This window comes from Micromonospora sp. WMMD1274 (genome assembly GCF_049179035.1).
GTDB classification, from domain to species: domain Bacteria; phylum Actinomycetota; class Actinomycetes; order Mycobacteriales; family Micromonosporaceae; genus Micromonospora; species Micromonospora tulbaghiae.
The window spans coordinates 6040799-6065788 of record NZ_JBMHMG010000001.1 but is presented as its reverse complement, the minus strand read 5'-3'; the positions used below and the strand labels follow the sequence as shown (position 1 = coordinate 6065788).

At 68.9% G+C, this 24990-nt stretch carries 20 protein-coding genes; 9 read left to right on the top strand and 11 right to left on the bottom strand.

The window, feature by feature from the left end; translation table 11 throughout:
* Window positions 1-135: 135 nt before the first annotated feature.
* Window positions 136-2538: a phosphoketolase family protein gene (locus ACN27D_RS28625; protein ID WP_421500476.1), complete on the top strand. Its 2403-nt coding sequence runs from the start codon at window positions 136-138 to the stop codon at window positions 2536-2538.
* A 67-nt stretch (window positions 2539-2605) separates the two neighbouring features.
* Here the strand turns inward: ACN27D_RS28625 and ACN27D_RS28620 are convergent, their stop codons facing one another.
* Complete coding sequence (locus ACN27D_RS28620) at window positions 2606-4570, bottom strand: right-handed parallel beta-helix repeat-containing protein (RefSeq protein ID WP_421500475.1); 1965 nt, start codon at window positions 4568-4570, stop codon at window positions 2606-2608.
* Between the two features lie 67 nt (window positions 4571-4637).
* Window positions 4638-6299, bottom strand: a complete 1662-nt coding sequence (locus ACN27D_RS28615) for a CocE/NonD family hydrolase (protein ID WP_421500474.1) — start codon at window positions 6297-6299, stop codon at window positions 4638-4640.
* Window positions 6300-6394: 95 nt separating this feature from the next.
* Between ACN27D_RS28615 and ACN27D_RS28610 the strand changes: the two genes are divergently transcribed.
* Entirely contained in the window at window positions 6395-7924 is a 1530-nt protein-coding gene (locus ACN27D_RS28610; RefSeq protein ID WP_421500473.1) for a glycoside hydrolase family 43 protein, read from the top strand.
* A 17-nt stretch (window positions 7925-7941) separates the two neighbouring features.
* Here ACN27D_RS28610 and ACN27D_RS28605 read toward each other — a convergent pair whose 3' ends face one another.
* The 5 genes from ACN27D_RS28605 to ACN27D_RS28585 form a co-directional block, all read right to left on the bottom strand.
* Window positions 7942-8811, bottom strand: coding sequence for a carbohydrate ABC transporter permease (locus ACN27D_RS28605; protein WP_421500472.1), 870 nt, complete (start codon window positions 8809-8811; stop codon window positions 7942-7944).
* Window positions 8808-9761 (bottom strand): carbohydrate ABC transporter permease, encoded by a 954-nt coding sequence (locus ACN27D_RS28600; protein WP_120570424.1) that lies wholly within the window; start codon window positions 9759-9761, stop codon window positions 8808-8810. Before ACN27D_RS28600 ends, ACN27D_RS28605 begins: the two co-directional genes overlap by 4 nt.
* Window positions 9762-9832: 71 nt before the next feature.
* Entirely contained in the window at window positions 9833-11092 is a 1260-nt protein-coding gene (locus tag ACN27D_RS28595) for an ABC transporter substrate-binding protein (protein WP_421500471.1), read from the bottom strand.
* Window positions 11093-12538: 1446 nt separating this feature from the next.
* Window positions 12539-13864, bottom strand: coding sequence for a polysaccharide pyruvyl transferase family protein (locus ACN27D_RS28590; protein ID WP_358173694.1), 1326 nt, complete (start codon window positions 13862-13864; stop codon window positions 12539-12541).
* A gap of 312 nt (window positions 13865-14176) precedes the next feature.
* A complete protein-coding gene (locus tag ACN27D_RS28585; RefSeq protein ID WP_147457884.1) occupies window positions 14177-14473 on the bottom strand; it encodes a hypothetical protein in 297 nt (98 codons plus the stop codon).
* Between the two features lie 1472 nt (window positions 14474-15945).
* Here ACN27D_RS28585 and ACN27D_RS28580 point away from each other — a divergent pair.
* From ACN27D_RS28580 to ACN27D_RS28560, 5 genes are all read left to right on the top strand, one after another.
* The gene (locus ACN27D_RS28580) at window positions 15946-17061 is read left to right on the top strand and encodes an acyltransferase family protein (protein WP_421500470.1); all 1116 of its coding nucleotides are present in this window, start codon (window positions 15946-15948) and stop codon (window positions 17059-17061) included.
* 35 nt (window positions 17062-17096) lie between these two features.
* A complete protein-coding gene (locus ACN27D_RS28575; protein WP_350816677.1) occupies window positions 17097-17666 on the top strand; it encodes an RNA polymerase sigma factor in 570 nt (189 codons plus the stop codon).
* On the top strand, window positions 17663-18445 hold the full coding sequence (locus ACN27D_RS28570) for a hypothetical protein (protein WP_421500469.1): 783 nt from the start codon (window positions 17663-17665) through the stop codon (window positions 18443-18445). The genes ACN27D_RS28575 and ACN27D_RS28570 overlap by 4 nt, the downstream gene beginning before the upstream one ends.
* 112 nt (window positions 18446-18557) lie before the next feature.
* Window positions 18558-18686: a hypothetical protein gene (locus ACN27D_RS28565; protein WP_421500468.1), complete on the top strand. Its 129-nt coding sequence runs from the start codon at window positions 18558-18560 to the stop codon at window positions 18684-18686.
* A 273-nt stretch (window positions 18687-18959) separates the two neighbouring features.
* On the top strand, window positions 18960-19400 hold the full coding sequence (locus tag ACN27D_RS28560) for a DUF4259 domain-containing protein (RefSeq protein ID WP_421500467.1): 441 nt from the start codon (window positions 18960-18962) through the stop codon (window positions 19398-19400).
* Between the two features lie 33 nt (window positions 19401-19433).
* Here the strand turns inward: ACN27D_RS28560 and ACN27D_RS28555 are convergent, their stop codons facing one another.
* A complete protein-coding gene (locus tag ACN27D_RS28555) occupies window positions 19434-19673 on the bottom strand; it encodes a hypothetical protein (RefSeq protein ID WP_421500466.1) in 240 nt (79 codons plus the stop codon).
* Window positions 19674-19977: 304 nt separating this feature from the next.
* Here ACN27D_RS28555 and ACN27D_RS28550 point away from each other — a divergent pair, with 304 nt between their 5' ends.
* Entirely contained in the window at window positions 19978-20805 is an 828-nt protein-coding gene (locus ACN27D_RS28550; protein WP_421500465.1) for a DUF5984 family protein, read from the top strand.
* A 294-nt stretch (window positions 20806-21099) separates the two neighbouring features.
* On the opposite strand, the gene ACN27D_RS28545 is transcribed toward ACN27D_RS28550, so the two are convergent.
* Complete coding sequence (locus tag ACN27D_RS28545) at window positions 21100-21810, bottom strand: siderophore-interacting protein (RefSeq protein WP_421500464.1); 711 nt, start codon at window positions 21808-21810, stop codon at window positions 21100-21102.
* 244 nt (window positions 21811-22054) lie between these two features.
* Here ACN27D_RS28545 and ACN27D_RS28540 point away from each other — a divergent pair, with 244 nt between their 5' ends.
* Window positions 22055-22612, top strand: a complete 558-nt coding sequence (locus ACN27D_RS28540) for a GNAT family N-acetyltransferase (RefSeq protein WP_393159547.1) — start codon at window positions 22055-22057, stop codon at window positions 22610-22612.
* A gap of 173 nt (window positions 22613-22785) precedes the next feature.
* Here the strand turns inward: ACN27D_RS28540 and ACN27D_RS28535 are convergent, their stop codons facing one another.
* Together ACN27D_RS28535 and ACN27D_RS28530 are read right to left on the bottom strand one after the other, a co-directional pair.
* Window positions 22786-24015, bottom strand: coding sequence for a trypsin-like serine peptidase (locus tag ACN27D_RS28535; RefSeq protein WP_350816672.1), 1230 nt, complete (start codon window positions 24013-24015; stop codon window positions 22786-22788).
* Between the two features lie 441 nt (window positions 24016-24456).
* Window positions 24457-24939 carry an HAD domain-containing protein gene (locus ACN27D_RS28530; RefSeq protein ID WP_421501209.1) on the bottom strand — a complete coding sequence of 161 codons (483 nt, stop codon included), beginning with the start codon at window positions 24937-24939 and terminating at the stop codon, window positions 24457-24459.
* Between the last annotated feature and the right edge of the window lie 51 nt (window positions 24940-24990).

Genomic DNA, 24990 nt, shown 5'->3' with positions numbered 1-24990 from the left:
ATGTGCCCGGCGGTGCGCGGCGGTCGCCGGCGAGGGCCGAAGGTCCCGCGGCTTCCGGCCTGCGGCCCCCCGCGGCCGGGCGCCGCCCGGCCTAGGCTGGGTCCGGACAAGACGAGATCAGTGGAAGGAAGCACGGTGACCGCGGTCGAATCCGAACTCCGTACGCTCGCCGAACTCGACGACACCGAACTCGCCCGTCTGGACGCGTGGTGGCGGGCGAACAACTACCTGACCATCGGTCAGATCTACCTGCAGGGCAACCCACTGCTGCGCGAGCCCCTGTCGGCTGAGCACATCAAGCCGCGCCTGCTCGGCCACTGGGGAACGAGCCCCGGCCTGTCGCTGATCTACGCGCACGTCTCCCGGCTGATCCGGCACACCGGCCAGCAGGCGATCTACCTGGCCGGTCCGGGTCATGGCGGGCCGGCACTGGTGGCCGCCGGCTACCTGGAGGGCACCTACAGCGAGATCTACCCGGACGTCAGCCAGGACGAGGCCGGGATGCTGCGCCTGTTCCGGCAGTTCTCCAGCCCCGGCGGTATCCCCTCGCACGTGTCGGTGACCACCCCGGGTTCCATTCACGAGGGCGGTGAGCTGGGCTACGTCCTGGTCCACGCGTTCGGCGCGGTGATGGACAACCCGGACCTGCTGGCCATCGCGGTGGTGGGCGACGGCGAGGCCGAGACCGGGCCCCTGGAAGGCTCCTGGAAGGGCGTGTCCTTCCTCAACCCGGAGCGCGACGGCGCGGTCCTGCCGATCCTGCACCTCAACGACGCCAAGATCTCCGGTCCCACCGTGCTGGGGCGCAAGGACCCCGAGGAGGTGCGCCACCTGCTGCGGGGCCACGGTTACGACGTCATCGAGGTCGAGGGCTCCGACCTGCCCGGCATGCACCACCGCTTCGCCGCCGCCCTGGCCACCGCCTGGACGAGGATCCGCGACATCCAGACCGCCGCCCGTGGCGGCTCCTGGGGCGGTACGCGTCCGACCTGGCCGCTGATCGTCCTGCGGTCGCCGAAGGGCTGGACCGGGCCGGACGCCGTCGACGGGGTCACCGTCACCGGGACGTGGCGCTCCCACCAGGTGCCGCTGTCCGGCGTCAAGGACAATCCGGAGCACCTCGCGCTGCTGGAGCGCTGGCTCAGGTCGTACCGTCCGGAGGAGCTGTTCGACTCCACCGGCGCGCCCGTGGCGCTGGTCCGCGACCAGGCCCCCGACGGCGACCTGCGGATGAGCGCCAGCCCGCACGCGAACGGCGGGCTGCTCACCCGGGACCTGGACCTGCCGGACTTCCGTTCCTACGCGATCGAGGTGCCCCAGCCGGCGCGGCAGCGGGCCGAGTCGACGCGCAAGCTGGGCGAGATGATGCGCGACATCTACGCCCGCAACGCCGACCGGTTCCGGTTGTTCTGTCCGGACGAGACGAACAGCAACCGCCTCGGCGGCGTCTTCGACGTCTCCGACCGCGCCTTCATGGAGCGGGTGACGCCGGACGACGTCGCGATCAGCCGCGACGGCCGGGTCATGGAGGTACTCAGCGAACACAACTGCCACGGTTGGCTGGAGGGCTACAACCTGACCGGCCGGCACGGCATGTTCGCCACCTACGAGGCGTTCGCCATGGTCAGCGCCTCGCAGACCGTGCAGCACGGCAAGTGGCTGCAGGAGGCCAAGCACCTGCCGTGGCGCGCGAAGGTGCCGAGCCTCAACGTGCTGCTGACCTCGACGGCGTGGCGCAACGACCACAACGGCTTCTCCCACCAGGGCCCGGGCCTGATCCAGGTGGTGCTCACCCAGCGCGGCGACGTCGCCCGGGTCTACCTGCCGCCGGACGCCAACACCCTGCTGTCGGTGGCCGACCACTGTTTCCGGTCACGGTCGTACATCAACCTGATCGTCATCGACAAGCAGCCGCAGTTGCAGTACCTCTCCATGGACGAGGCGATCGAACACTGCGCCCGCGGCGCGGGGATCTGGGAGTGGGCCGGCACCGACGACGGCACCAGCGACCCCGACATCGTCCTCGCCTGCGCCGGTGACGTCGTCACCATGGAGACGGTCGCGGCGGCGCAGATCCTGCGCGACCGGCTGCCCGGTCTGAAGGTGCGCGTCGTCAACGTGGTCAACCTGATGACGCTGGTCCGGCCCAAGGACCACCCGCACGGCATGAGCGAGACCCTGTTCACCGAGCTGTTCACCGACGACGTCGACGTGGTCTTCTCCTTCCACGGCTACCCCGGCGCGATCCACCAGCTCGTCCACGGCCGCCCGGACGCGGACCGGTTCCGCGTTCGCGGCTTCATCGAGCAGGGCACGACCACCACCCCGTTCGACATGACGGTGCGCAACAAGGCGTCGCGGTACCACCTCGTGATGGACGCCATCAACAACGCCAAGCGTCTGCCACGCGGTGCGGCGGACCTCAAGGCGTGGTGCCGCAGTCAGCTCGACCGCCACGAGGCGTACGTGGTGGAGCACCTGGAGGACATGCCCGAGGTCCGCGACTGGGCCCTCGGCGACTGGGCCGCACGCGGCTGAGGTCGACGGAGACGGTGACGTCCGGCCGGACGTCACCGTCTCCTTTCGCGTACGTGCGGGTCCGCGGTCAGAAGACGCGAGTGCGGCGCGCCCCGGACGCGAGGCCCGCGATCGGGCCGACGGTGCCGTCGTGTCCCGGTTGCCGGCGCTCTCCCACCAGGTCCACGTCCATGACGGCCGGGCTGCCGTCCGCCTCCTCGAAATCCGCGTCGGCGCACCGGACCCGTTCCAGGTCCCGGCCGGTGACCACACCGACACGTGCCTCGTCGAACGCCTCGGGAAGGCCGGTGACGAGCCAGACCGCGTCGCCCTCGACGACGACCGTCGCCGTCGCGGCGCCCAGCACCCGTGGCTCCCGCTCACCCTCGAACGGGCGGGCACCCGCGGCGTAGGCGTTCGCGCGGGCGTACACCGGTTGTCTCACCTCGACGTACTTCTGCTGGTCGCTGGGCGGCTGGTCGGCGAGGCGGGCCAGGTACTCCGCGAACGACGCCGGATGCCCGTCGTATCCGGCGGTGCCGGCCAGCGGCGGTCCCTCACCCTCCGCGCCCGTCCCGTAGGCCGCGCCCGGGTCGCCGCCCACGAAGAGGTTCCCCACGTACCTGTCGTCGCCGCCGTAGATCACCGCGTACCCGGCGACCTGAGTGCTGTGCGGGCGGTGGTACGGCGTGGCGCGGTCGAGCACCGGCTCCAGCCGCACCGTGCCGCAGATCAGGTTGCAGACGAAGGCGCCCCCCTGGCTGAACAGCTCCAGCGCGGCGGGCGAGCCGAAGATGTTGTGCTCGACCAGGTAGGGGCCGTGGCTGACCTCGACGAAGAGGTCCCGGCAGTTGTCGTGGTAGACGTTGCGGGAGAGCCGGGTGCCCTGGGCCTGCCAGTCCAGCCAGGTGCCGAGTGAGCAGTCGTGGATCCGGTTGTGCCGGATCACCACGTCGATGGCGGCGTGCAGCTTGATGCCGGCGATCTCGTAGCCGTAGAACTCGCGCTTCACGCCGATGCGGTGGATGTGGTTGTCCTCGATCGTGGAGAACGCGCATCCGAGGTGACCGACTATCGCGTTCTGGCCGCAGTCGTAGATCGTGTTGCGGCGGATCACGTGGGAGCCGATGTGCTCCCGGTCCCACCCGATCTGGCGGGCCGCGAAGACCGACTCCAACTGGTACTGGTAGCCCGGCTTGTCGCCGCGCAGAGCCGCATGGTTCTGCCCGGTCGACCCCTCCTTCCCGATCGAGATCGCCGAGCACTTGGCGTCATGGATCACGTTGTCCTCGATGACCCACCCCTTCGCCCAGTTCGGCCCGATCAGGCCCGGCTGGTCGGCGGTCGGCGGCGCCCACGGGCTGGCCGCCTGTGCCAGCTCGAATCCGCGCACGGTGATGTAGTCCAGGTGCGGCTGTTCCGGGTAGAAGACGCTGCGGCGTACGTTGATCTCCACCAGCTCCGTGTTCGGGTCGGCGCCCTGGAAGTTGGCCCAGATCGTCGTCCGCTCATCGACCTCGGCGTACCAGACGAGCCGGGTCTGGTCGGGATCGCCGACCGGACGGGGCAGCCTGGTCCAGTCGTCGACGGCCTCCGTGCGCCGGGGCGGATCGTCGACCTCCGCCCGGCTCGCCACCTCGAAGAAGCTCAGGCCGTTCAGATAGACGTCGCCGAGGTGCCTGCGCGGCGCATCCTTGCCGTACACGATCCAGTCGCCGGTCACCTCCTCGGCGAACGGGTTGAACGAGCCGAACAGCGAGTTGTCGACGACCGCCCGCCATACCGTCCCGCCGAGCGGCTCCCAGCCCGTGACGCGTTCCGATCCCTTGATCACCACGTGCTCGCCGGGCGCCGCCTCGTAGGTGATGCGGCGGGAGTCGCTGAGACCGCCTCGGCGTGGCTTGACCCACTCGCGGTACTCCCCCGCGTGCACCACCACCGTGTCACCGGGCTGCGCGACGCGGGCCGCCCGGTCGATCGTCCGGAACGGCCGCTCGGCGCAGCCGTCGGCGCGATCCGAACCGCTGGTCGCCACATGGAATACGGATGTCATCCGGGGAGCCCTCCTTGTCGATTGATGAAGATGCCTTCGGCGCCGCGGGCGGCGCGGGCGCACCCGTTCACGTCCACACCGGCAGGTCGATCGCGGACGGGTGGGCGCCGTCGTGGGAGATCTCCTGCTGCGCCCGTACCGTGGTGGTCGCGGTGGCGGCGGGTTCGCCGGTGCCGGGATTGCGGGCGTAACGCGGATGCGCTCCGGAGCTGACCTGCACGGCGACGCGGTGGCCGGCGGCGAAGCGGTGGAACGCCGGCCACAGCGGCACGTCCAGCTCGACGTAACCCTCCCCGTCGGGCCGCGGGTCGGTCGCCACGGTGCCGACGCCTCCGATGCGGCGGATGCCGTCGCACACGGTCATCGAGCGGCCGTCCGGGTGCACGTCGCAGATCCGGACGAACACGTCCGCGCTGGCTGCCGTCGAACGGAACCGGATACGGGCGACCGGCTCCCCGGCGAGGACGACGGCGTGGTCCAGCGGCGGACCGCGGAAGACCGCCACGTCCGTACGGCGTTCGTGGGCGCTGTTGTCGACCGGCCCGGAGGCCGGGCCCAGGCCGGGACCACCGAGTGCGGGCGTGGGCCGGTCCGGGTCGTAGGTGTAGCGGGTGCTGCCCCCGTCGGGAGCGGCGGGGTCGAGCAGCCCGTCCGGATGCAGGTACCACCGCTGCGCGGCGGTGCCCGGCGGCGGCCACGCGGGCAGGTCGCGCCACTGTTCCGCGCCGGTGAGGAAGGCGCGCACGGGCGCCGGCCGGGCCGCGGGCGTACCGGCGAAGTGTTCCTTGAGGAACGCGACCGACTCGGCGAGGAACGGGCTCTGCTCGCTGCTGTGGCCCCACGGGCCGATGGTCAACCACGGCGGGCGACCGGCCGCGGCGAGCCGGGCGTAGTCGCGCAGCTGCCAGGGCAGGAAGATGTCGTACCAGCCGGTGGCCATGTACACCGGTGCGGTGACGTCGGGCACCGACGCGGTGTGCGACTGCCGGGTCCAGTAGTCGTCGGTGAGCCTCTCGTGGGCCAGCCAGTCCTGGTACCAGCCGATCGGGTGGCCGGCCACCGCGGTGTCGCCACGGGACAGGGGCAGGACGTCGAAGGCCTCGGCCAGCTTCCGGTCCGGCCGCCGCGCGAGCCGCGCCCGGACCAGGGCGCCGCGCATGCCCCGCAGGGCCATCAGGCGCGACCAGCCGAGCGAGCCGCCCAGCGAGAAGGCGCCGTTGTTCCAGGTGACCGCGCCGAAGTCGGCCATCGTGACGTTCAGGCACAGGGCATCGGGGGCGTTACCGGGGTCGTCCCGGCACATCCGTCCCGCCACGGCCCACTGGGTGTAGCCCAGGTAGCTCTCCCCGTACGTCGCGACGGTGCCGGTGAACCAGGGCCGGCGGCGTACCCACCGGTGGGTGGCCATGCCGTCGCGCTGCTCGTCGAGCTGCGGCCGGAAGCTGCCACCGGAGCCGCCCGTACCGCGGCAGCTCTGCACCAGGACCGTGAACCCCTCGCCGGCCAGCGCCGGCGCGTGGGTGAGCGAGCCGTGCCGGCCGTACGGCGAGCGGACGACGATCGTGGGCAACGGCGGTTCCACCGGGCCGGCCGGCAGGTAGAGGTCGGCGATCAGTTCGACGCCGTCGTCCATCGGCACGCGCAGCCCGCGCCGCACCGTGAAGGCGTACGAGGGCTCCGGGGCCGCGCGGCGAAGCCGCCCGGACAGTCGGCGGCGGAGACTCCTCATCCCTCATCCTTGGTTCTGGAGTTCACGCCGGGCCGGCTGTGCGGATGCGCGCCCTGCCACCGGCCGGCGCCGTGCCCGTACGAGAAGGAGCGGATATGGAACCGAAGCCCGCCGACGGTGGCTACCGCAACCCGATCCTTCCGGGCTTCTGGCCCGATCCGAGCATCTGCCGTGCCGGCGACGACTACTACCTCGTGTGTTCGAGCTTCGAGTACACGCCCGGCGTTCCGATCTTCCACAGTCGCGACCTGTTCCGCTGGCGCCAGATCGGCAACGTGCTCGACCGCCCCGGTCAACTCCGGTTGCCCGCCGACACGCTCGCCTCGCGGGGCATCTACGCGCCGACGATCCGCTACCACGACGGCCGGTTCTGGGTCGTCACGACGAACGTCACGCTCGACCGGCACCTGATCGTCACGGCGACCGATCCCGCCGGCCCGTGGTCGGATCCGGTCTGTCTGGACCTGCCGCACGTGGACCCGTCGCTGGCGTGGGACGACGACGGCAACTGCTGGATGACGGTGTCCGGGGTCGAGTCGTACCGGATCGACCCGCGTACGGGAGAGGTCTTCGAAGGCCCGGTGCCGATGTGGTCGGGAACGGGTGGCCAGTACCCCGAGGCTCCGCATCTGTACCGGGTGGGCGACTGGTGGTACCTGCTCGTCTCGGAGGGTGGTACCCACACCGGCCACGCGGTGAGCGTCGCCCGCGCGCGCTCGCCGCGCGGGCCGTTCCAGCCCGGGCCGGCCAATCCGATCCTGACGCATCGCGGTACCGACCGGCCGGTGCAGGCGACCGGGCACGCCGACATGGTCGAGGCCGCCGACGGCAGCTGGTGGATGGTCCTGCTGGGCATCCGGCCGAGGGGCCAGTGGCCGCCGTACCACGTCCTGGGGCGGGAGACGTTCCTGGTCCCGGTGCGCTGGGTCGACGGGTGGCCGGTGGTCGATCCCGTCTCGCGCGCGACCGGCCCGGCGGAGACGGGCCGGTGGGACGACCGGAACGACTTCGACGACGACCGGCTGGGGCCACAGTGGATCTCTCCCCGTGAGCGGCCCGCAGCCGCCTGGTCGCTGACCGACCGGCCCGGCTGGCTGACCCTGCACGCGACCGGCGACAGCCTCGACCGCAGTGGCGCCACCGTCGTCGGCCGCCGCCAGCAGCACCACGACTGCCGGGTCAGCGCCCGCGTCGATCCCGGCTCCGGCCGCGCCGGCCTGACGATCAGGATCGACGAGGCCCACCACTACGACCTGGAACTCGCGCGGGGGCGGGCTCGGGTCATCGGCCGGGTGGGGCCGTTCCGCCAGGTGTTCGGGGAATGTCCCGTGCCGGCGGGGGCGGTGACCGTGGCCTTGAGCACCCGGACCGCCGACGTGCTGCCACCGACCGTCACCTCGTCCGACGATCTCGCGCAGGCGGGCCTCCTGGGCGTCACGGCTGCCGGCAGCGACACCATCCGGTTCGAGGTCGAGACCGGCGACGGCTGGTCGTCCCTGGCCGAACTCGACGGGCGCTACCTGTCCACCGAGGTCGCCTCCGGGTTCACCGGCCGGGTCATCGGCATGTACGTCACCGAGGGAACCGCCGCATTCGACTGGTTCGACTACCGGCCGGCCGGATGACAGACCGGCACGGGACCTCACCCCTTGAACGCGCCTTCCATGATTCCCTGCACCAGACGGCGTCCGACGAAGACGAACAACACCAGCAGCGGAATGGTGGCCAGGAAGGAGCCGGACATCGCCAGGCCCAGATCGATGTCCCGGTTCTGCTGCAGCGCCTTGATGGCGATCTGGACGGTGTAGTTCTCCGGCGACTTCAGGACGATGAACGGCCACAGGAAGTCGTTCCACGCGTAGACGAACGTGAACAGCCCCAGCACGTACGCCGCCGGCCGGACCAGCGGGAAGGCTATCCGCCAGAAGATCTGCCAGGTGGTCGCGCCGTCCACCCGCGCCGCCTGCATCAGCTCGTCGTCGATGGTGCTGCCGATGTGCTGGCGCATCCAGAAGATGCCGAACGCGCTCACCAGCCCGGGAACGATCACCGCCTGGAGGCTGTCCACCCAGTCCAGCTGCGAGATGATCAGGTACTGCGGCACCACTGCCAGCTGCGCCGGCACCGTCATGGTCAGCACGACGATGAGGAACAGCGTGTTGCGGCCCGGGAAGGACAGCTTGGCGAAGGCGAAGCCGGCCAACGCGCAGAGCACCGCCTGGCCCACGGCGATCGTGCCGGCGACGATGAGGCTGTTCAGCAGGGACTGCACGAACGGCACGATGGTGAAGACCAGCTCCGCCAGGTGCAGGAAGTTGCCTCCGGGCGTGAGGGTCGGGGGGAGGGTCGTCGCGGTGGCGGAGTCGGTCGTCGCCACCACGAACATCCAGTAGAGCGGGAAGACGCTGACGAGCGCCATGAGGGTGAGCAGCGCGTACACCGGGATCGGGACGCGATTGGCCTGGCGCCGCCGGGCCCGCCTGGGCACGGCGGTCGGGGGTACGGGCTTCATGGGCGCTCCGAACGGATTCGGGTGGTCAGCAGATAGTTGAGTGCGGAGAAGGCCACCACGATGACGAAGAGCGCGACGCCGACCGCCGCGCCGTAGCCGAAGTGGAACTGCCCGAAGGACTGCTCGTACAGGTAGAGGGTGACGGTCTGGCACTGCCGCGCCGCCCCGCACGTGAGGCCGCCCACCGGGTTGACCAGCAGCGGCTCGGTGAAGACCTGCAACCCGCCGATGGTCGACGTCACGACGGTGAACGCGATGATCGGCCGCAGCGACGGGATGCTGATGTGCAGGAACTGTCTCCAGCCGCTCGCACCGTCGGCGGCGGCGGCCTCGTACAGTTCCCGGGGAACCGCCTGGAGCGCGGCGAGGTACAGCAGTGTGTTGTATCCGGTCCAGCGCCAGGCGATCATCGTGGCGATCATGACGTGGCTGCCCCACAGCGACGCCGTGAAGTCGATGTGGTCGAAGCCCAGCAGCCCGAGAAACCAGTTGATCATGCCGTAGTCCCGGTCGAACATCTGGGCGAACACGATGGTCGTGGCCGCCACCGAGGTGACGTAGGGAACGAGCACCGACATCCGGAACAACGCGGCCAGCCGCAGCCGCGCGTGGTTGAGCAGGTGGGCCAGGCCGAGCGCCAGGAGCAACTGCGGCACTGTCGACAGCACCCAGATGCTGAACGTGTTCCGCAGCGCCCCCCAGAAGCGCGGGTCGTCCAGGAGTTCGGAGAAGTTGTCCAGCCCCACGAAACGGTGCTCGCCGATGGGATCCCAGTCGAACAGCGAGATGTAGAAGGTGAACAGCAGCGGGAAGAGGCCGAAGATCAGGAAGAGCACGAAGAACGGCGAGATGTACGCGTACGGCGCCAGGAACTCCCGTACGCCCTGCTGGATCCGCCGGTTGCGAGCGGGCCTGCGGACGTCCGGTGGGACCGGGGCCGGGCCGAGCATGGTGGTCAAAGCGTCACCTTCCCGATGTGCGGCGGCCGGGCAGGACCCGGCCGCCGCGCATCAGCCCTCCGTCATTCCCGTACGGCGTTCTTGACGTTTGTCAGCGCGGTGTTCCAGGCGTTGGCCGGGGCCACCTTGCCCTGCTCGACGCTGGTGAGCGTGTTGAGGAACTCGGTGCCGATGGGGCCGTCCTGCGGGCCGAAGTAGAAGGGCTTGATCCCCAGCACCGACTGGGTGTAGATCTTGCCGATCGGTGCGTTGCTGAAGAACGGGTCGGTCTTCCCGACCAGCTGCGGGTCGGTGTAGACCGACGGCGTGGTGGGCAGCGACCCCTGCATCAGGAAGTGGTCCAGCTGGCCCTTCGGCGACTGCATCTCGGAGATGTAGTTCCACGCCGCCTTCGCGTTCCTGGCGCGCTTGGGGATGGCGAGGAAGCTGCCGCCCCAGTTCCCCGAGCCACCGGGAATGGTGGCGATGTCCCACTTACCGTTCGTCTCGGGGGCGTTCGTCTTCATCTGGCTGAGCATCCAGGACGGTGAGCACACCACCGCGTAGTCGCCCTTCTTCATGGCCGCGGACCAGCCGGACGAGAACGACCCCTGCTTGGCGGAGATGCCCGCGTCGAAGGCCTTCAGCGTCACGTCGAACGCCGCCTTGACCTGCTCGTTGTCGTAGTCGAGCTGGCGGTCGGCGCTGTAGTAGCGCTGGCTGCCCTGGTTGACCGCCTGGAAGAAGACGCTGGTCGGCGTGTTGTCCACGAACGGCTTCCCGGTCTTCTGGACGTACTGCTTACCGACGTTGATGAACTCGTCCCACGTCGGCCAGAGCTTGGAGACCTCGTCCCGGTCGGTGGGCAGGCCGGCCGCCTTGAACAGATCCGTACGGTAGGCCACCGCCAAGCCGCCGACGTCGGTCGGCACGCCGATGATCTTGCCGTCCCTGGTCGTCGACTGCGCCATCACCCAGTCGAGGTAGTTGCCCTTGATGTCGTTCGCGCCCAGCGTGGTGAGGTCGACGAAGTTGTCCGGGGACTGCATAAACTTCGGCAGGTCGTCGGCCTGGATGAGCACCAGGTCGGGCACCTTGCCGCCGGCCAGCGCGGCGGTGAGCGCCTGCGCGGTCTCGGTCGTGCTGCCCACCTCGGTGAGCTTGACGCGCACATCGGGGTGCGCCTTGGTGTAGACGTCGACGTCGGCCTTCTGGTTGATGTTGGCGAACGACCAGAACTCGAAGGTCTTCGGGTCGGACTTGCCGTCTGATCCCCCACAGCCGGCCAGGAGGAGCGCGGCGGCGGCGATGACTGCTGTGGCGGTGGTCCGGACGCGTTTCAACGGCCCTCCAGCGGTGTGATCGTGAGCGGCGGTGGTGGGGGTGGCGGGTTCCCGCCGGCGCGGACGCGCAGGCGGGATCCGGCGAGCGGCCTCACCGACGGGTCAGTCGTTGTCCCGCCGACGGTGAGCTCGTCGCCTCCGAAACTTATCGAGATATTTACATGCCATGATTTTGTGCGCTGAGGCTACTAACTGCCCCGTCATCCGTCAATGACCTCGCTGCCAGCAAGAGCGCCGGACGGCGGGGTGGATTTCCGACCGGACGAGTACCGAAAGTTTCGGAGCGGATGGCGCTACCCTCTCGGAAGGAGGCCGCCGGCGACCCTCTCGCACGAGCTTGGAGCCGACGAGCTCCTGCCACCGATGACGACGATCTTCACGATCGCGCCCCTGCCTGTCCGCATCCCCTCGATATCGACGTGGCAGGGTGGTCCCACCCCAGGAGCTCCGGCAGAATCGGGCCACTAAAATCCGCGCATGCAGCATTGCCGACTTTCCGCCACCAAACGCACAGCGATCGGGGCGCTACTGCTGGTCTTGACCGTGGCCGCCTGCGACTCCAAAGTGGAATCGTCCTCCGATGCCACTTGGTCGAGCCAAGACACCGCCGCTACCGCGACCGCCTCCCGCGCTCCTTCCTCCCCAAGTCCCCGTGACGCCGGACCTTCCGCGTCCTCCTCCCCCATCGCGAACGATTCGCCGGAGACCAGAGCGGCAGGGGAGACCAAAGCGGCAAAGAGGACGGAGGCGCCGAGCGGGGGCGGCACCACGTACGCGGCGTGTGCCGACGGCGACTGCAAAGTGTCCTTCTCCCGTTCGGTCAAGTTCCCGCTCGGCAAGTGGACGGTGTCGTCCTCCGTGGAGGATGGCGGTGCCAGTGTGCGACTGACCGACGCCAATGGCAGGGGCGCCGGTGGCGGCTTCATGGCAGGGCCCGGGTGCAGTGTGGCGGTTCACGCCGACGGCGGCGGGCGAGTCGGATGCGACCAACCCGGAGCCGAGCCCGGACCGGGAGGGTGGGTAGTGCACCTGCTGGCACTGGACGGGAACACCGCGGTCATCCGAGCGATCCTGGGCTGACTGTGAGGATGGCTGTCGCAGCCTGATCGTGCTGGGCGGTGTCCTGGTGGCCGTACGTGTGACCCATGGTCCGACTGGCTTCGTGCCGTTGAGCCGACGTGTCCACGCACGGTCACCGGTCCCGGCCGGGTCTGCCGCACGGATAGGTGACACCTGACTTGTGGCGCTGTGTGGCGGTGCTGCAGCACCCGGGGCATGACTGCCGACCGAAGGAACTGCCGGCCGCCGACGAACTGCGGGAGCAGCGCGTCAGGCCGGTTGACCGATCCGCCGGGCCGGACGGCGGGTGATCGACGCCGGTCACCGGACCGGGCGCCGTCGCGGCGCCGGCGCCGGCTACTCCGCTGCTGAGCAGGCGTACGACGGTCAGCGCGACAGCATCCGGCGGACCCGGCCGCCCACCGCCTGCTTGACCTGCTCGCGCAGTGGCTGCGCGCGGTGTGCCTTGAGTTTCTGCTGCAGCGTCCGGTTCTCGTCCCGCAGCCACTGCATGCGCGCCAGCAGTTCGTCGGTGGTGTGGGCGGAGGCCGGCCGGACCGCCTGCGGGTAGACGGTCTGGCGGACCTGCTCGTCGAAGCGGGTGGCGCTGTCCCCGTCGGCGAACGAGAGGCCGAGGTCGTGCTTGGCGAGGAACGCGGTGATCCGCGCGAAGCGCTCCTTGTGACCCTCGTTCAGCGCCGTGTAGTCGGCTTCCTCGTAGAGCTGGGCGGCGTCGACGTCGGCCGGTACGTCGCGCATCAACCGGTGCGGGATGTCGAAGTAGCGGGCCAGTTCCAGGGTGCGCGAGTCGTGCGCGAGGAGATACCCGGGAGTGCCGGCGATCAGCGCCGTGATGGTGCCGTGGATCCGGGTGCCGAAGGCGAAGTCGAATCCGGCGAGATACTCCATCCAGGGCCACGGGTCCACGAACATCCGCACCTTGTCCTCGACGAAGAGCGGGTGCGAGGTGTGGATCGGCATGTCGTCGGTCTTGCCGCGCAAATTCGGTGCGTCGCCGTAGAGCAGGGTGCCGAGGGTGTACAGGCCCTGCGCCAGGTAGCGCAGGTTCGGGTAGCGCTGGTGGTGGTGGCGGACGATTGGGGCCAACGCGCGGACGTATGGCGAGATGACGAACGCGAGCCGGTCCTCGGCACCCAGGGTCGCCTTCGCCTTCTCGACCCGGAAGCTGTCGCCGTGCAGGAACATCGACGGACAGCCGATCTGCTCGACGGCGGAGAAACCCAGCGTACGCAGGTAGGTCTCGCTGATCTCGCCCCGTACGCCGATGCTGTGCGACCGGTCCAGCACCGCCCGGCAGAACGCCTTCACCGGCTCGTCGATCGGGCGCAGGTACTCCAGGTCGCCGTCCACGTCGGTCTGCGCCCCGACCCCGAGCACCACCACCGGGATCTTGAGGCGCTCGATCAGCCGGGTCATCGACACCAGCCGGTTCGCGTAGTCGTGGCGAAACGCGTTGGCCAGCGGGATCACGAAGACGTCGTACTTCTCGTTGATCTCGTCGGCATCGCGCGGGTCCGCCCGGAACCGCGACGGGGTGATCTCCGCCGCCGAGGTGGCCAGAAGCTTGTGCGCGGCGTGGCTGAAGACCAGGTTGCCGCTGTTCTTGCCGATCCAGTCCCGCTCGTAGGTCTCCTCGGCGGTGACGACGTCGAACGGGCCCTTGCGGGCTCGCAGCAGGATCCGCTGGTGCATCCGGGGTGTCCACCCTTCGTCCCGGACGCCACGGCGCCCGGCGAGGCCGAATCGGCGCGACCGGCCGAACACGGCCCCGTTCCGTGCAGGAGCCGAAATCCTACCGTCTCCCCGTCGGTCCGGATCCCACTGCCGTGCTGAGCGCGTCCCAGCGGTCGGCGGAGCGTCTGGGCGAGCGAGCCGTGGCGTTCGATCTTGACGTCGACCGTCACCGACACCTGCTACATCACCGAGCCGGTGCAAGCCCCAGACGTGTCCGGCGTCCCCGAACGGCTCGGCAGCGACCCGAGGCGATGCCAGCCCCGAGCCTCGCTACGGGCCCGTCTGACTTGTCGCCGTTGCGACCCAGAGCACGAACACGATCGTCACGACCACCCCGGCGACTGCGACCAGCCCGGTCGCCAGGGCGGCACGAGGCGAGTTGCGCCGGCGCAGTTCGAAGGCCGTGGTGAGGGTGAACAGCAACGCGAGCATCTCGAACGCGGCGAGCCAGAGGAGTCCGACGAAGCTCAGCAGGCCCTCGACCATGTCGCGGCCGAGAAAGACAATCCGACCGCCGTACGCCGCGCCGCACCAACACAACGTCGCCAGGCCCGCCAACACGTACACCGCTCGATAGGAAACGGGGGCAGAGCGGCCGCCACCCGGCATCGGATGGGGTGTCCCGGCGGAATCGCGGGGCGGGATCCATGGCCAAGGCGTAGGAGAGGGGGGCATGAACGGACGCTAGCTACGTAGGTACGCCACGGGAATCGGTCGATAGGACCCGCTGCGACCGCGTGCGGGACTCGAACTTGCGACCGAGGGATCATGAGATCAGGACGGGCGACTCGGCGAGCTGCGTGGACGGGCTTCCGACAGCGGAAACGCCTCTCGGCATCTCACACCGCTCCCCCGTCGTCCGTCGGCCTCTTGCGGACCAGATGCTGATCGCTCGCCTGGGCCCGGGTGGGCCCTACGCATACCCTCGACAGTGTGGAACCAGATCCTCAGGGCACTCAGCCATCTGCGTCTCGCTGGAGCGTTCGTCGCCGGTGCCCGGAATGCCGTGGGGCTGCGCGGCTTCCAGGCATGGTGAAGACCACCGGCATGGGTAAGGGGATGGGAAGCGTTTTCGGGCCCTGCCCCACCTGCGATGGTGTTGGCTACCTGGTCGAGGACGACCTGGCGGACTGACAGCTTGGGAATTGGGCAAGATCGGGCTCGGTTACGGCGATTCTCCTGCTCGGCCTGGTCGCTGGCGGCCCAGCTTGGCCTCCGTAACCCGGCCTTGTTCCCACGGATGGCCCGTCCCACTCGGTGTTGGGCGATCCCGAGGCGAGCAAGTCGTCACCGAAGGGCTCGTCGTGCCATCGAAACCCCGCCTGGTCACCTTCGACTCCAAGCACGCACTCGGGGACCTGGCGGCCCTCGGGACAGGTCATCGTGACTGCGGCGCGGATCGCCTCGTACGCCTGGTCGATCGGCTCCGGATCGCCGGAGTCAACCGCACGGTTCCATTCATCAAAGAGCGGTCGCAACTGCTCGAACGCTGGCTGAGGTCTGAACCTGCCCCGATGTCAGGGCATGTCGTGCTCCTCGACCTCGACCTCGCCGAGTGGTTCACCGCCGGCACCGTAGACCCGCCAGACTTCGCCGGAGTCGCCACCTGCTGCCACAGGGAGGACCCTGACCGGGGCAGGGTGCCTTGGGATTAGAAGAAGGTCTCGGATGACTGGTCAAGCCGTCATGCGCCTCGAGCCTCCAGGCCCTACGACACCCTCACGCTCACGCGGATTGGCCGCTGGTCGCCGACGGCCAGCCGCAGCCGACCCTGGCGAGAACGTCCTCCCCGCGGCGGTCCGTCCGCGTTGCCGGCGGTAGAACGCCTCGAACGCTCCGGTCGCCACCTGCGGTCAGGGCCAGGAGTTCGGCGTCGTCCTGGGCGGCCATGCCCACCTGTCGCAGCGGGACCGCGTTCTGGTTCGCGACACTGGCCCGGCTTCGTCGAAGGATGGTGACGGTGATCACCTGTAGCACTCGACGCGGTGCTGCACATGTCTGTCCTGGATGCAGTCCTGTATCCAGGACAGGAGCAGAGCATGACGACCGCGTTGCTCGACCGCGCGCCGACGCCGCCGCCCGTCAGCAGCCCTCCCGGGCGGGCGCCACGGTTGTACGTGCTGGACGGGTTGCGGCTGATCTGTGCTCTTGCGGTGGCCGGATACCACTTCGGCGACTCGTGGAGGTTGGACGGGGTGCGCCCGCCGGCATACTTCCTGCCGGACGCGGCACCGGTGCTGATCTATGGCTTCCTCGGAGTCGAGACGTTCTTTCTGATCAGCGGATTCGTGATCCTCATGAGCGGCTGGGGGCGCACCGTTCGCGAGTTCGCTGCCTCCCGCGCCGCACGACTCTATCCGGCGTTCTGGGCATGCGTGCTGACCACGACAGCCGTAACGGCAGTGTTGCCCATCAGCGGCGGGCTCCCCTTCCCACCTCCGCCGGACAGGTGGGACGTGCTGGTCAACCTGACCATGTTGGCGGAGCCCCTCAACACGCCGCTTGTCGACACCGTGTACTGGACCCTCTGGATCGAGCTCCGGTTCTATCTGATCGCGGCGTGCATTCTTGCAGCCAAGCTGACCGACCGGGGAGCAAAAATATTCGCTGCCGTGTGGCTGGCCGTCGCCGTGGTCATGCCCGTTTTCCGGGGTGCCGCCCTGGATGAGATCGTGATGTCCGATTTCGCGCCGTACTTCATCGCCGGGATTACCCTGTTCCTGCTTCGCCGCAACCGATCCGATCGATGGCTGTGGGTGCTGTTGCTCGCCACGTGGCTGGTCAGCCTGCAGCGCGTGCACGAGCGGACCCTGGAGTTGAAGCCCGGCTTCGAGGTGCCCGTCTGGCCGGCACCGGTACTGCTCACCGGGGTGTACCTTCTGATGCTCATCATCGCACTCGGCTACACCGACCGGGTAAAGATGCTCTGGCTGGCCACCGCGGGTGCACTCAGTTACCCCTTCTACCTTTTGCACCCGCGCATCGGATACAGCGTGATCCGCAACGTGTACGAGGAAACCAACCTCCCCGCGTCGATACTGATCGGCGGCACCGTGCTCGGGCTGCTGGCGGCAGCCTGGCTTGTCCATCGCTTCGTCGAGCGCCCACTCGCACCCTTGGTTCGCGGCTTCGTATTGGACCAGCGACGACAATGACCACCAGACGAAACGCGCCGAACACGAGGAAGAGTGTGGATCCGACGACCGCGGATGCCGATTCCGCCTTCCGCGAGCTGTTCGAGGCCGCGTATGACGATCTGCTGCTCTTCGTCGAACGCCGTGCACACCTCGCCGTCGCCGAAGACGTGGTCGCCGAGACGTTCTTGATAGCGTGGCGCCGCTTGGACGAAGTACCGAAATCACTCGGCGAGGCCCGCGCCTGGCTGTTCACAGTCGCCCGCAATGTTCTGCACAATCGGCAGCGCAGCGACCAGCGGCAGCAGAGCCTCGCGCTTCGCGTCCTACGGGAACCCGATGCTCCGAGCAGCGCCGAGGCCGACCTCGCGGCTACCCGCATCGACCTGGTGAAGGCGTGGCAGCGCCTGTCATCCGCCGATCAGGAAGTGCTGACGCTGACCGCGATCGAAGACCTCACCGGGCCGCAGGCAGCACAAGTCCTGGGCATCTCCCGGCCCGCGTTCAGCCTGCGCCTGCTGCGTGCCCGCCGCCGCCTACGTCAGCATCTTGGTCAGCGGCCGAACAGCGAACCCACAAGCATCCCCGCACCGGCCGGCCCTTCACGACGCGGAGGCTCCGCATGACCCACGACGATGTCCTCGACCAGACAATCCGCGCTGCCGCGGTCCCGGTGCCCGCACGCGTCGGGCAGGAACCCGCGCGAGAATTGCTCGAGCGGATCGTCGCCACTGATCGGCGACCACGCCCAGCACCAGCGCGCAAACCGCACGGTCGGCCTCGCCTGGCGATCGCCGGCGCGGCCGGAGCGCTCGCCGCCGCTGTCGCCTTCACCCTGACACTTGTCAACGCTGGTCCCGCGTTTGCGTCGTGGACGCCCGAGCCGAGTCCGATCTCGGATACCGAGGCACGCGACCTCGCCGCCAAATGCCTGCCTGGCCAGGACGCGAGCGTCGCAAGGGTGGTCATCGGTGAAAAACGCGGCGAGTACGCATACGTGAACGCCGTGTCGCCGGCTGGAAGCCAGACGTGCTTCCGCGACCGCAACGGAGACGTGACGAATACCAGCATCCTTACCGTGTTGACCAGCACCGAGCGGCTCGGCGCCGGGGGTGTCGAGCTGTACTCGTGGGGTCAACTCCGCACCGACGAAGGCTACGTCCGGATCATGGCGGGACACGTCGGCTCACAGGTGACGAGTGTGGAGATCAACTTGCGGACCAAGGATGGCCATTCGTCACGGACGGCGCGGGCAACCGTTCGCGACGGTTACTTCGGCGCCTGGTACCCCGAGGGCCTCGACGAGTCGAGCAGCAACACCACCACACTGACCGTCCGCCTCGCAGACGGCAGCGCGGTGAACCTGTCCGCCCGCGAACTGTACGAACAACCGAAGCTGGATTGAGAGGGCGGTTCGGCAGGCATGCCCTCGCACCGTTGCCGGTCAGCGGTCCTGCAAACGCTTGATGTTGTCGCCGAGCCTTCGTGACCTACCTCGCTGGCGCCGGGGTACCCCGATGTCGTGCTGGCGGCCTGGGGCCGGTCACGCCGACGGCGGCACGCTCGCCAAGCGGGTCTACGTCCACCCCGACAGCAGCCACCTGAAGGTGGCAGCCGAGCACCTCGAATCGGGCCGGTTCGGCTGACTCGCGTGGCACACATCAGCAGTACGCGCGTACGTGATGAATTGTGAGATCCACAGGACGATCCGGTAAGCGTTTCCCGCACGTCACGCACGCTGTCCCCAAGATCAGGCCGTGTAGCTGACCCGCTCCGCTTGCCGGCTCTGTCGCTCGTCACCCACGACTGTCGGCCAGCTCGGCTGTTGCGATGGCTGTACAGCCAGGCGCTCTCGCGCCCTTGCGTCCGCCCTCGCTTGGCTTCATGATCCGCTCACCGGGAACGTGAAGGAGGAGCACATGGGCGCCTGGGATGACGGCCCGTTCGACAACGACAGCGCCGCCGACTGGTGCGGTGATCTCCACGATGCCGATCCGCCTGCCCGGCCGGCAATGGTTCGTGCTGCTCTGACAACGGCAGCGCTCAACACCGGGTACCTCGACCATGACGACGCCGCCTCGGCCATCGCCGCAGCAGCCATCGTGGCGTCTCAGATGCCCGGCGGAGACCCGATAACCTCGCCGTACGCGCCGGACTTCCTGCTTGCTGGTGAGCCCCTTGCCTTGGACGACGACCTGCCACGGCTGGCGGTCGAAGCACTTGACCGGGTGCTCGGCGACGACTCGGAGTGGCGGAGCCTGTGGGGCGAGGCGGGAGCGAGTGAGTTCCCGCAAATCAACAAGCTCCGCGCAGCGCTGTCCGGTCCGCCCGAACTGCCCGGCCAGATCGCGCTGCTTTAGGGACCGCGCGCCCCAGGGGCAGTGATCCAGCCATCACTCGGCGTCATCGACCCAGTCCATGCTTGGGTCCTCTTCGTCGGGCGACGTTGCGATCACCTGGTCCCACGCGTTGACGATGGCTGCGGCCTGCCGCTCGCTACAGGCCAAGCCGCTGAGCAGGACGTTGTTCTGATAGTCGAGGATCTCGAAGCGCCATCGATCGAGTTCCGGCTGGCACTCCAGCGTTGCCCAGAAGTGGCCGGAAAGATCGCTGGGGAACACCTCGTCTGGCACGTACCGCTCCTCTGCCTCAAAGCCCAGCTCTGTCGAAGATCCCCGCCGGAGGTATCGGTTCCGGCCCTCGGCGCAGTCTGCAACTATCGGCTGGCGCGCCGACCGATGCCGACGCTTGCGCCGCCAGCAGGCCGAGCCGCCTTGGTAAAGAGCAAGCGATTCGGCAATCATCCCGGCTGGACACTTGCCCTCCGTGGACTGACGCGCGACCTTGTCCGTCAGCTGATCTGCGACACCTCCACGCGCTGATCGCGGCAGATCCGGGTTCTCGATCGACCGCCGGGCGCTACGGGATACTGCCTCAATGATCAGGTTCCGGTTCGAGCTGTACCCACTGGACGAGATATCGCCGTGGGGCAGTGACCAGCCGAAGCTCCACTGGTTCGGGCTCACCGAGGGCTGGTACTGGCTCGAAGCAGGCGGGCAGGAGCTGCTGCGCCGCAGCCGGGAAGCTCACCCGCATCCCTACATCGACTACTACCTGGCCCGGCTCTGGGAAGACGTCATTGTCCTTACACCCGAGGTGCTGGAGCCGGTGCCCGACGACCTGCAGCCATTCATTGCCTCCCACCCCGGGCAGTGGGCGTGTGACCCGCTCGAGTTCGTGGCCGAACCGGGTGAGGAACGGACCGACGACGGGAACGCGGACGCGCCCGACCATCCAGTCGTCACGGCCGCGATCTGGCACGGCGAGCACCATCTGGACTTCGGTTACCTGCGCAATCCTCCCAAGCTCCGGTTCTGGCGTACCATCCGCGGCGATCACGACGAGGTCACCGTTGATTGGCGGCATGAGGACGACGGCGAGATCGGTTTCACCGCCGACCCCTCAGTCCGGATCAGCGTCCCGACCACCGCATACGTTGAGGCCGTGCACACCCTCAACCGCGAGCTGCTGAACACCATGGGGCAGCGGGTCGAGGAGCTGAAGCGCCGCGGCGGGATACCTGGTGTGGACCTTGACCTCGTCCATCTGAGGCGGGAACACGAGGACCGACGGCAGTGGCTTGCCAAGAACCTCGACCGCTCCCCGAGGACCGACTGGTACCTCGTCCGCGAAGGTGCCCGCCTGCTGCTCGGTGACTTTCAACGGGGCGATGCCCCGACGGGTTGCCGTCCTGCGAGCACCTGACCGGGACAGCATCCGCCTATCGGCCATGACAGGACGTTGCGTGGGCGGCCATCCTGTCGCCCCTAGCTTGCTGGATTCGGTCGCACATCACCTGGCGGAGTGGCGTCGCACATCAGCTCCACTGCGGCACGGACCGCCATCTCGGCGGTACGGAGGCGCTCCGGCTCCGCATCTCTGATCTCCGCGGTCATCCGAACCTCGCCGGCGATCACGTTCGGCACATCCCGACCGTGGTGAAGCCGATGCCGAGATACTGCGTGACGTAGAGCGCGGTGAGCGTCCCGAGGCGGCCCATCAGGCGGCACGCCAGTACGCGAGCGCAGTGAGCTGGTGCTTGCCGACGCCGAGCGTGCGCCGTAGGTGCCGGGTGATGCCGCGAGTGCTGGCCGCCTCACAGGCCACCCAGTAGTGCGCGGTCCCGACGGCGGGCAGCGCTGTGCAGACGGTGTCGACCAGGTGCCGGCCGTCGTCGCGGCGGCGCACCCACGTCACGTCGTGGTGGGCGCGGGTGCGCAGGGTCAGCGCCTTCTCGCCCTCGTGGGCGTACTCGAGCCAGACCGTTGCCGGGATGTCCGCGCCGGCGTCGAGGAGGCTGTTGACCGCCGGCAGCGAGGCTGCGTCGCCGACCAGGTAGAGGTGTTCGGGCACCGGGTCGGGCAGCGCGAACGCACTGCCCTGCACGGTCGCGTCGATGGTGTCGCCCACCCGCGCGGTGGTCGCCCAGCGGGCGGCGCATCCCTCATGCACGGCGAACTCGAGGGTGAACCGCCCGGTGGCCGGGTCAGGATCGACGAGCGTGTAGGCCCGTTGGTGGGCCCGTCCGTCGTTGTCGAACCAGAGCCGGATCCACATCGTCGGGTGCGTGCCGCAGGCCGCCAGCAGCCCGCCGTCATCAAGGAGCAGGCGCTGGTAGTGCCCATCGACCGACTCGGTGTCCAGCACGGTGAGCCGGAAGTCCCGGCCCCCCATGGCCTTGAGCACCAGGCCCTCCCAGTTCCGTTTCACGAGCCCCTCCATGTAAGGTCCACCTTAGTTAGGTGAGGGTACCCTAAGTTGACCACTTGGGGGAACTGCCACTCCAGGGCTGGCGGGTGATCCTCGCCGATACGGCTGCGAGGGCTGAACACCAGCAGCGTCCAGGGCGTCTCCGACGCCCGCTGGCACCCAGCAGTGTCTGGCCGACTGGGCCGTCGGCGACCTGATCCCGCTGCCCACCGCCCTCGCCCGAACCCCGAAGGAGGACACGATCGTGATCTACCAGGAGCAGATTCCCGACCTTGGCGACCTGACGCTGGAGCCGGTGCGCCCCGACCAGCACGCCGTACTGCTGCACGGCTGGGTCACCCTGCCCCGCAACGCGTTCTGGGGAATGGGTGGACACAACCTCGACGACGTGCGCGAGATCTACACCTTCCTCGACGGGCTGGACACCCATCACGCGTACCTGGTCCTGCTCGACGGCGAGCCGGTCGGGCTGTTCCAGACCTACCAGCCCGAGGCGGACCCGGTCGGTGAACGCTACCCGGTCCAGCCCGGCGACGTCGGGATGCACCTGCTCCTCAACCCGCCTCGGCGCTACGCCCGCGGCCTCACCACCGCCGTCGGCCCGGCCCTGGCCCGCTTCCTCCTGCGAGATCCCGCCGCGCAGCGCATCGTGGTCGAGCCGGACGTGCGCAACGAGGCCGCGCTGCGACGGCTACGAACCGAGGGCTTCACATTCGCCTCCGAGATCGACATGCCGGACAAGCGGGCACAGCTGGCGTTCCTGACCCGCGAGCGGTTCGAGGCGAACCACCAGCGGGCCTGATCCAGGCGCCCCGGGCGGCTCACCGGCAGCACGGCGGGATGTCTGGCAGCCGGGGAGCCCAACCGCCGCGCCGGACGACCGGTCGGGCCCGGACAGCCAGCCGCCCTCGCGTGACGCGACGCGCCGGTGGCCCGCCCGCAGGGTGCGGTCGGCGAGCCACCGGCAAGCGCCCGTCAGCCGTTGTCGATCAGGCCGGCGATCTCGTTGTAGATCAGGTGTGCCTTCGCCCCCTGGTTGGACGGGCACCCACCGAGGTGGTGCAGGGCGATGACGCGGTGGTTGGCGTCGAGTACCGGGGAGCCCGAGTTGCCGCCCGAGGTATCGCAGCTGTAACTGATGTTCCAGGTGTTGTAGTTCGCGTTGCGCACCGTGCAGACGCCGCCGTTCTGCGTGTCCTCGTAGATCGACAGCCGCTTCGGGCTGCCATCACCGTGCCCGGGCACGTACATCCGGGTGCCGGTGCTGGTCGCGGTCGTCCTCAGGTAGAGCGTGCCGAACCCCTGGATCGCGGCGAAATTGTTCACCGAGTAGAGCGCGTAGTCCAATTCACCCGAGCCACCGCTGCTCACCCGGTAGAGGGTCGCACCGCTCACCTTCGTGCCCGGGCCGGGGTTGCTGCCACCACAGGTGGCGCACTGGTAGTTGAACTGCGCCTCGCTGGCGCTGACCGCGGACTGGGTCGAGAAGCAGTGCTTGTTGGTCAGCATCCGGTTGGTGTTCCCGACTCGCCAGGTGGTGCACAGTCCGCCGCCGCCGATGAGCAACCGTGCCACCGCCCGCCCACGGGCGTACTCGGTGGGGTGGGTGCTCTGGTAGCAGACCACGTCCCGGCGGGCGTCGGTGCTACAGACGGACGTGGTCGAGAAGTTGTGCTGGGCGATCTCGGCCTGGTCGTACCCTCGCCAGAACCGGTCGATGTCGACGACCGCGCGAGCGGGCCGCGCGCTGTGCAGCGTCACCACGGCGGTGTCCCCTGTCACGGACATCGCCCAGAAGCCCGGCCCGCCGTCGGTGGTGTAGTCCGAGCCGGTCGCCCGGTCGAGGCTCCGGTCGTACCGGTAGGTCTCCCGGCCATCCGGGCTGGACACCGTGACGTAGTCCCCATCGTTCAGCCGCAGGGCGCTGAAGTGGACCTTGACGTACGTGGCGCCGGGATGCCGGATGAGCTGACGCGCACCCGCCCGGTCGGCGGTGCGGGTGGTGTCGAGTGTGCGCAGTTCACCCACAGTGGTGACGCCTTCGGCGGAGAACTGTGCCGCCTCCGGCGCCCGGACCGACGCCGGAGCCACCGGCCGGGTCGGATCCGCCCCGGAGGCGGACGCCGGCAGCATGCTCACCCCGAGCGCCCACACGCCGAGCACCACCGCCGCGTATCGCGGACCGCGCCGCAACATGTCTCTCATCCGCACTCCTTTCCGAGGAACGGCGAATGCCGTCCCGATGGGCTCCCTCGCACGAACATTTATAGAAGGATATCGATTGAGGGCGAGATGCGGTACCGACGGCCGGCCCGGCATCGACCCCGGAGCGCCGCACGGGTCCGTCCGGATGCCGACCGGAACCCGCGGACAACACGTCCGGCAGCGCACCCGCAACCCGTACGTGCTCCGCAGCCTCATCTACTCCGCAGCCTGCAACCGACGCATGCAGGGCCAGTACAACCACGGCGACGCCTACTACCGCTGCCGCTTCCGCAGGAGTACGCCCTCACCAACAGGTTCCCGACCTATCAAGCCAGCGCCGAGCGACGCGCTTCAACTGATTCCGGTCGCACGCATCTGCCGCCGATCGTTACTCAGCGACCGACTGGAGCCTGGGGTTGCTGGCACACCCCCTAGAGCGTCCTAGGACGTGGTCTCCTCGTACATGCATGCGGAGCCGTCTTTCATCAGCCATCCTGCGATGGTGTTGTAGTCCGCATCGGTGAGGCCCTGGCGTGGGTTGACACGATGCAGGAGCGCGGGAGAGCTGTGGTTCGCGGCCACCCAGGACCGGTCGGCGTCGGTGATCTCGTCGTCGACCCAGACGAACCGGCGTCCCGCGGCCCATTCGACGAGGTGGCGAGTCTTCCAGTGCAGCCGACCGTCGTCGTCATCTTCGTCCGGCCAGTCGACGATGGGCAGCTGAGGCAGGCCGAGCCGCGGCGCGAGTACCTCGTTCGCTTCGGCCATCCAGGTCGTGGCCCAGACCAGGTCGCACGGCAACGCGGCCAGGCGACGGCCGTGTTCAGGGCTGAGTCCGGCCAGCAACGGGTTGGGGTCGTCGTCCATCTGCCACGCGGCGCCGGCGAACGGCAGGAGTGTTCCGTCCACGTCCAGGAACAACAGCGGACGCGTACCGATCCCGTGTGCGGCGAGGCGGCGTACCCTCGCCTCACC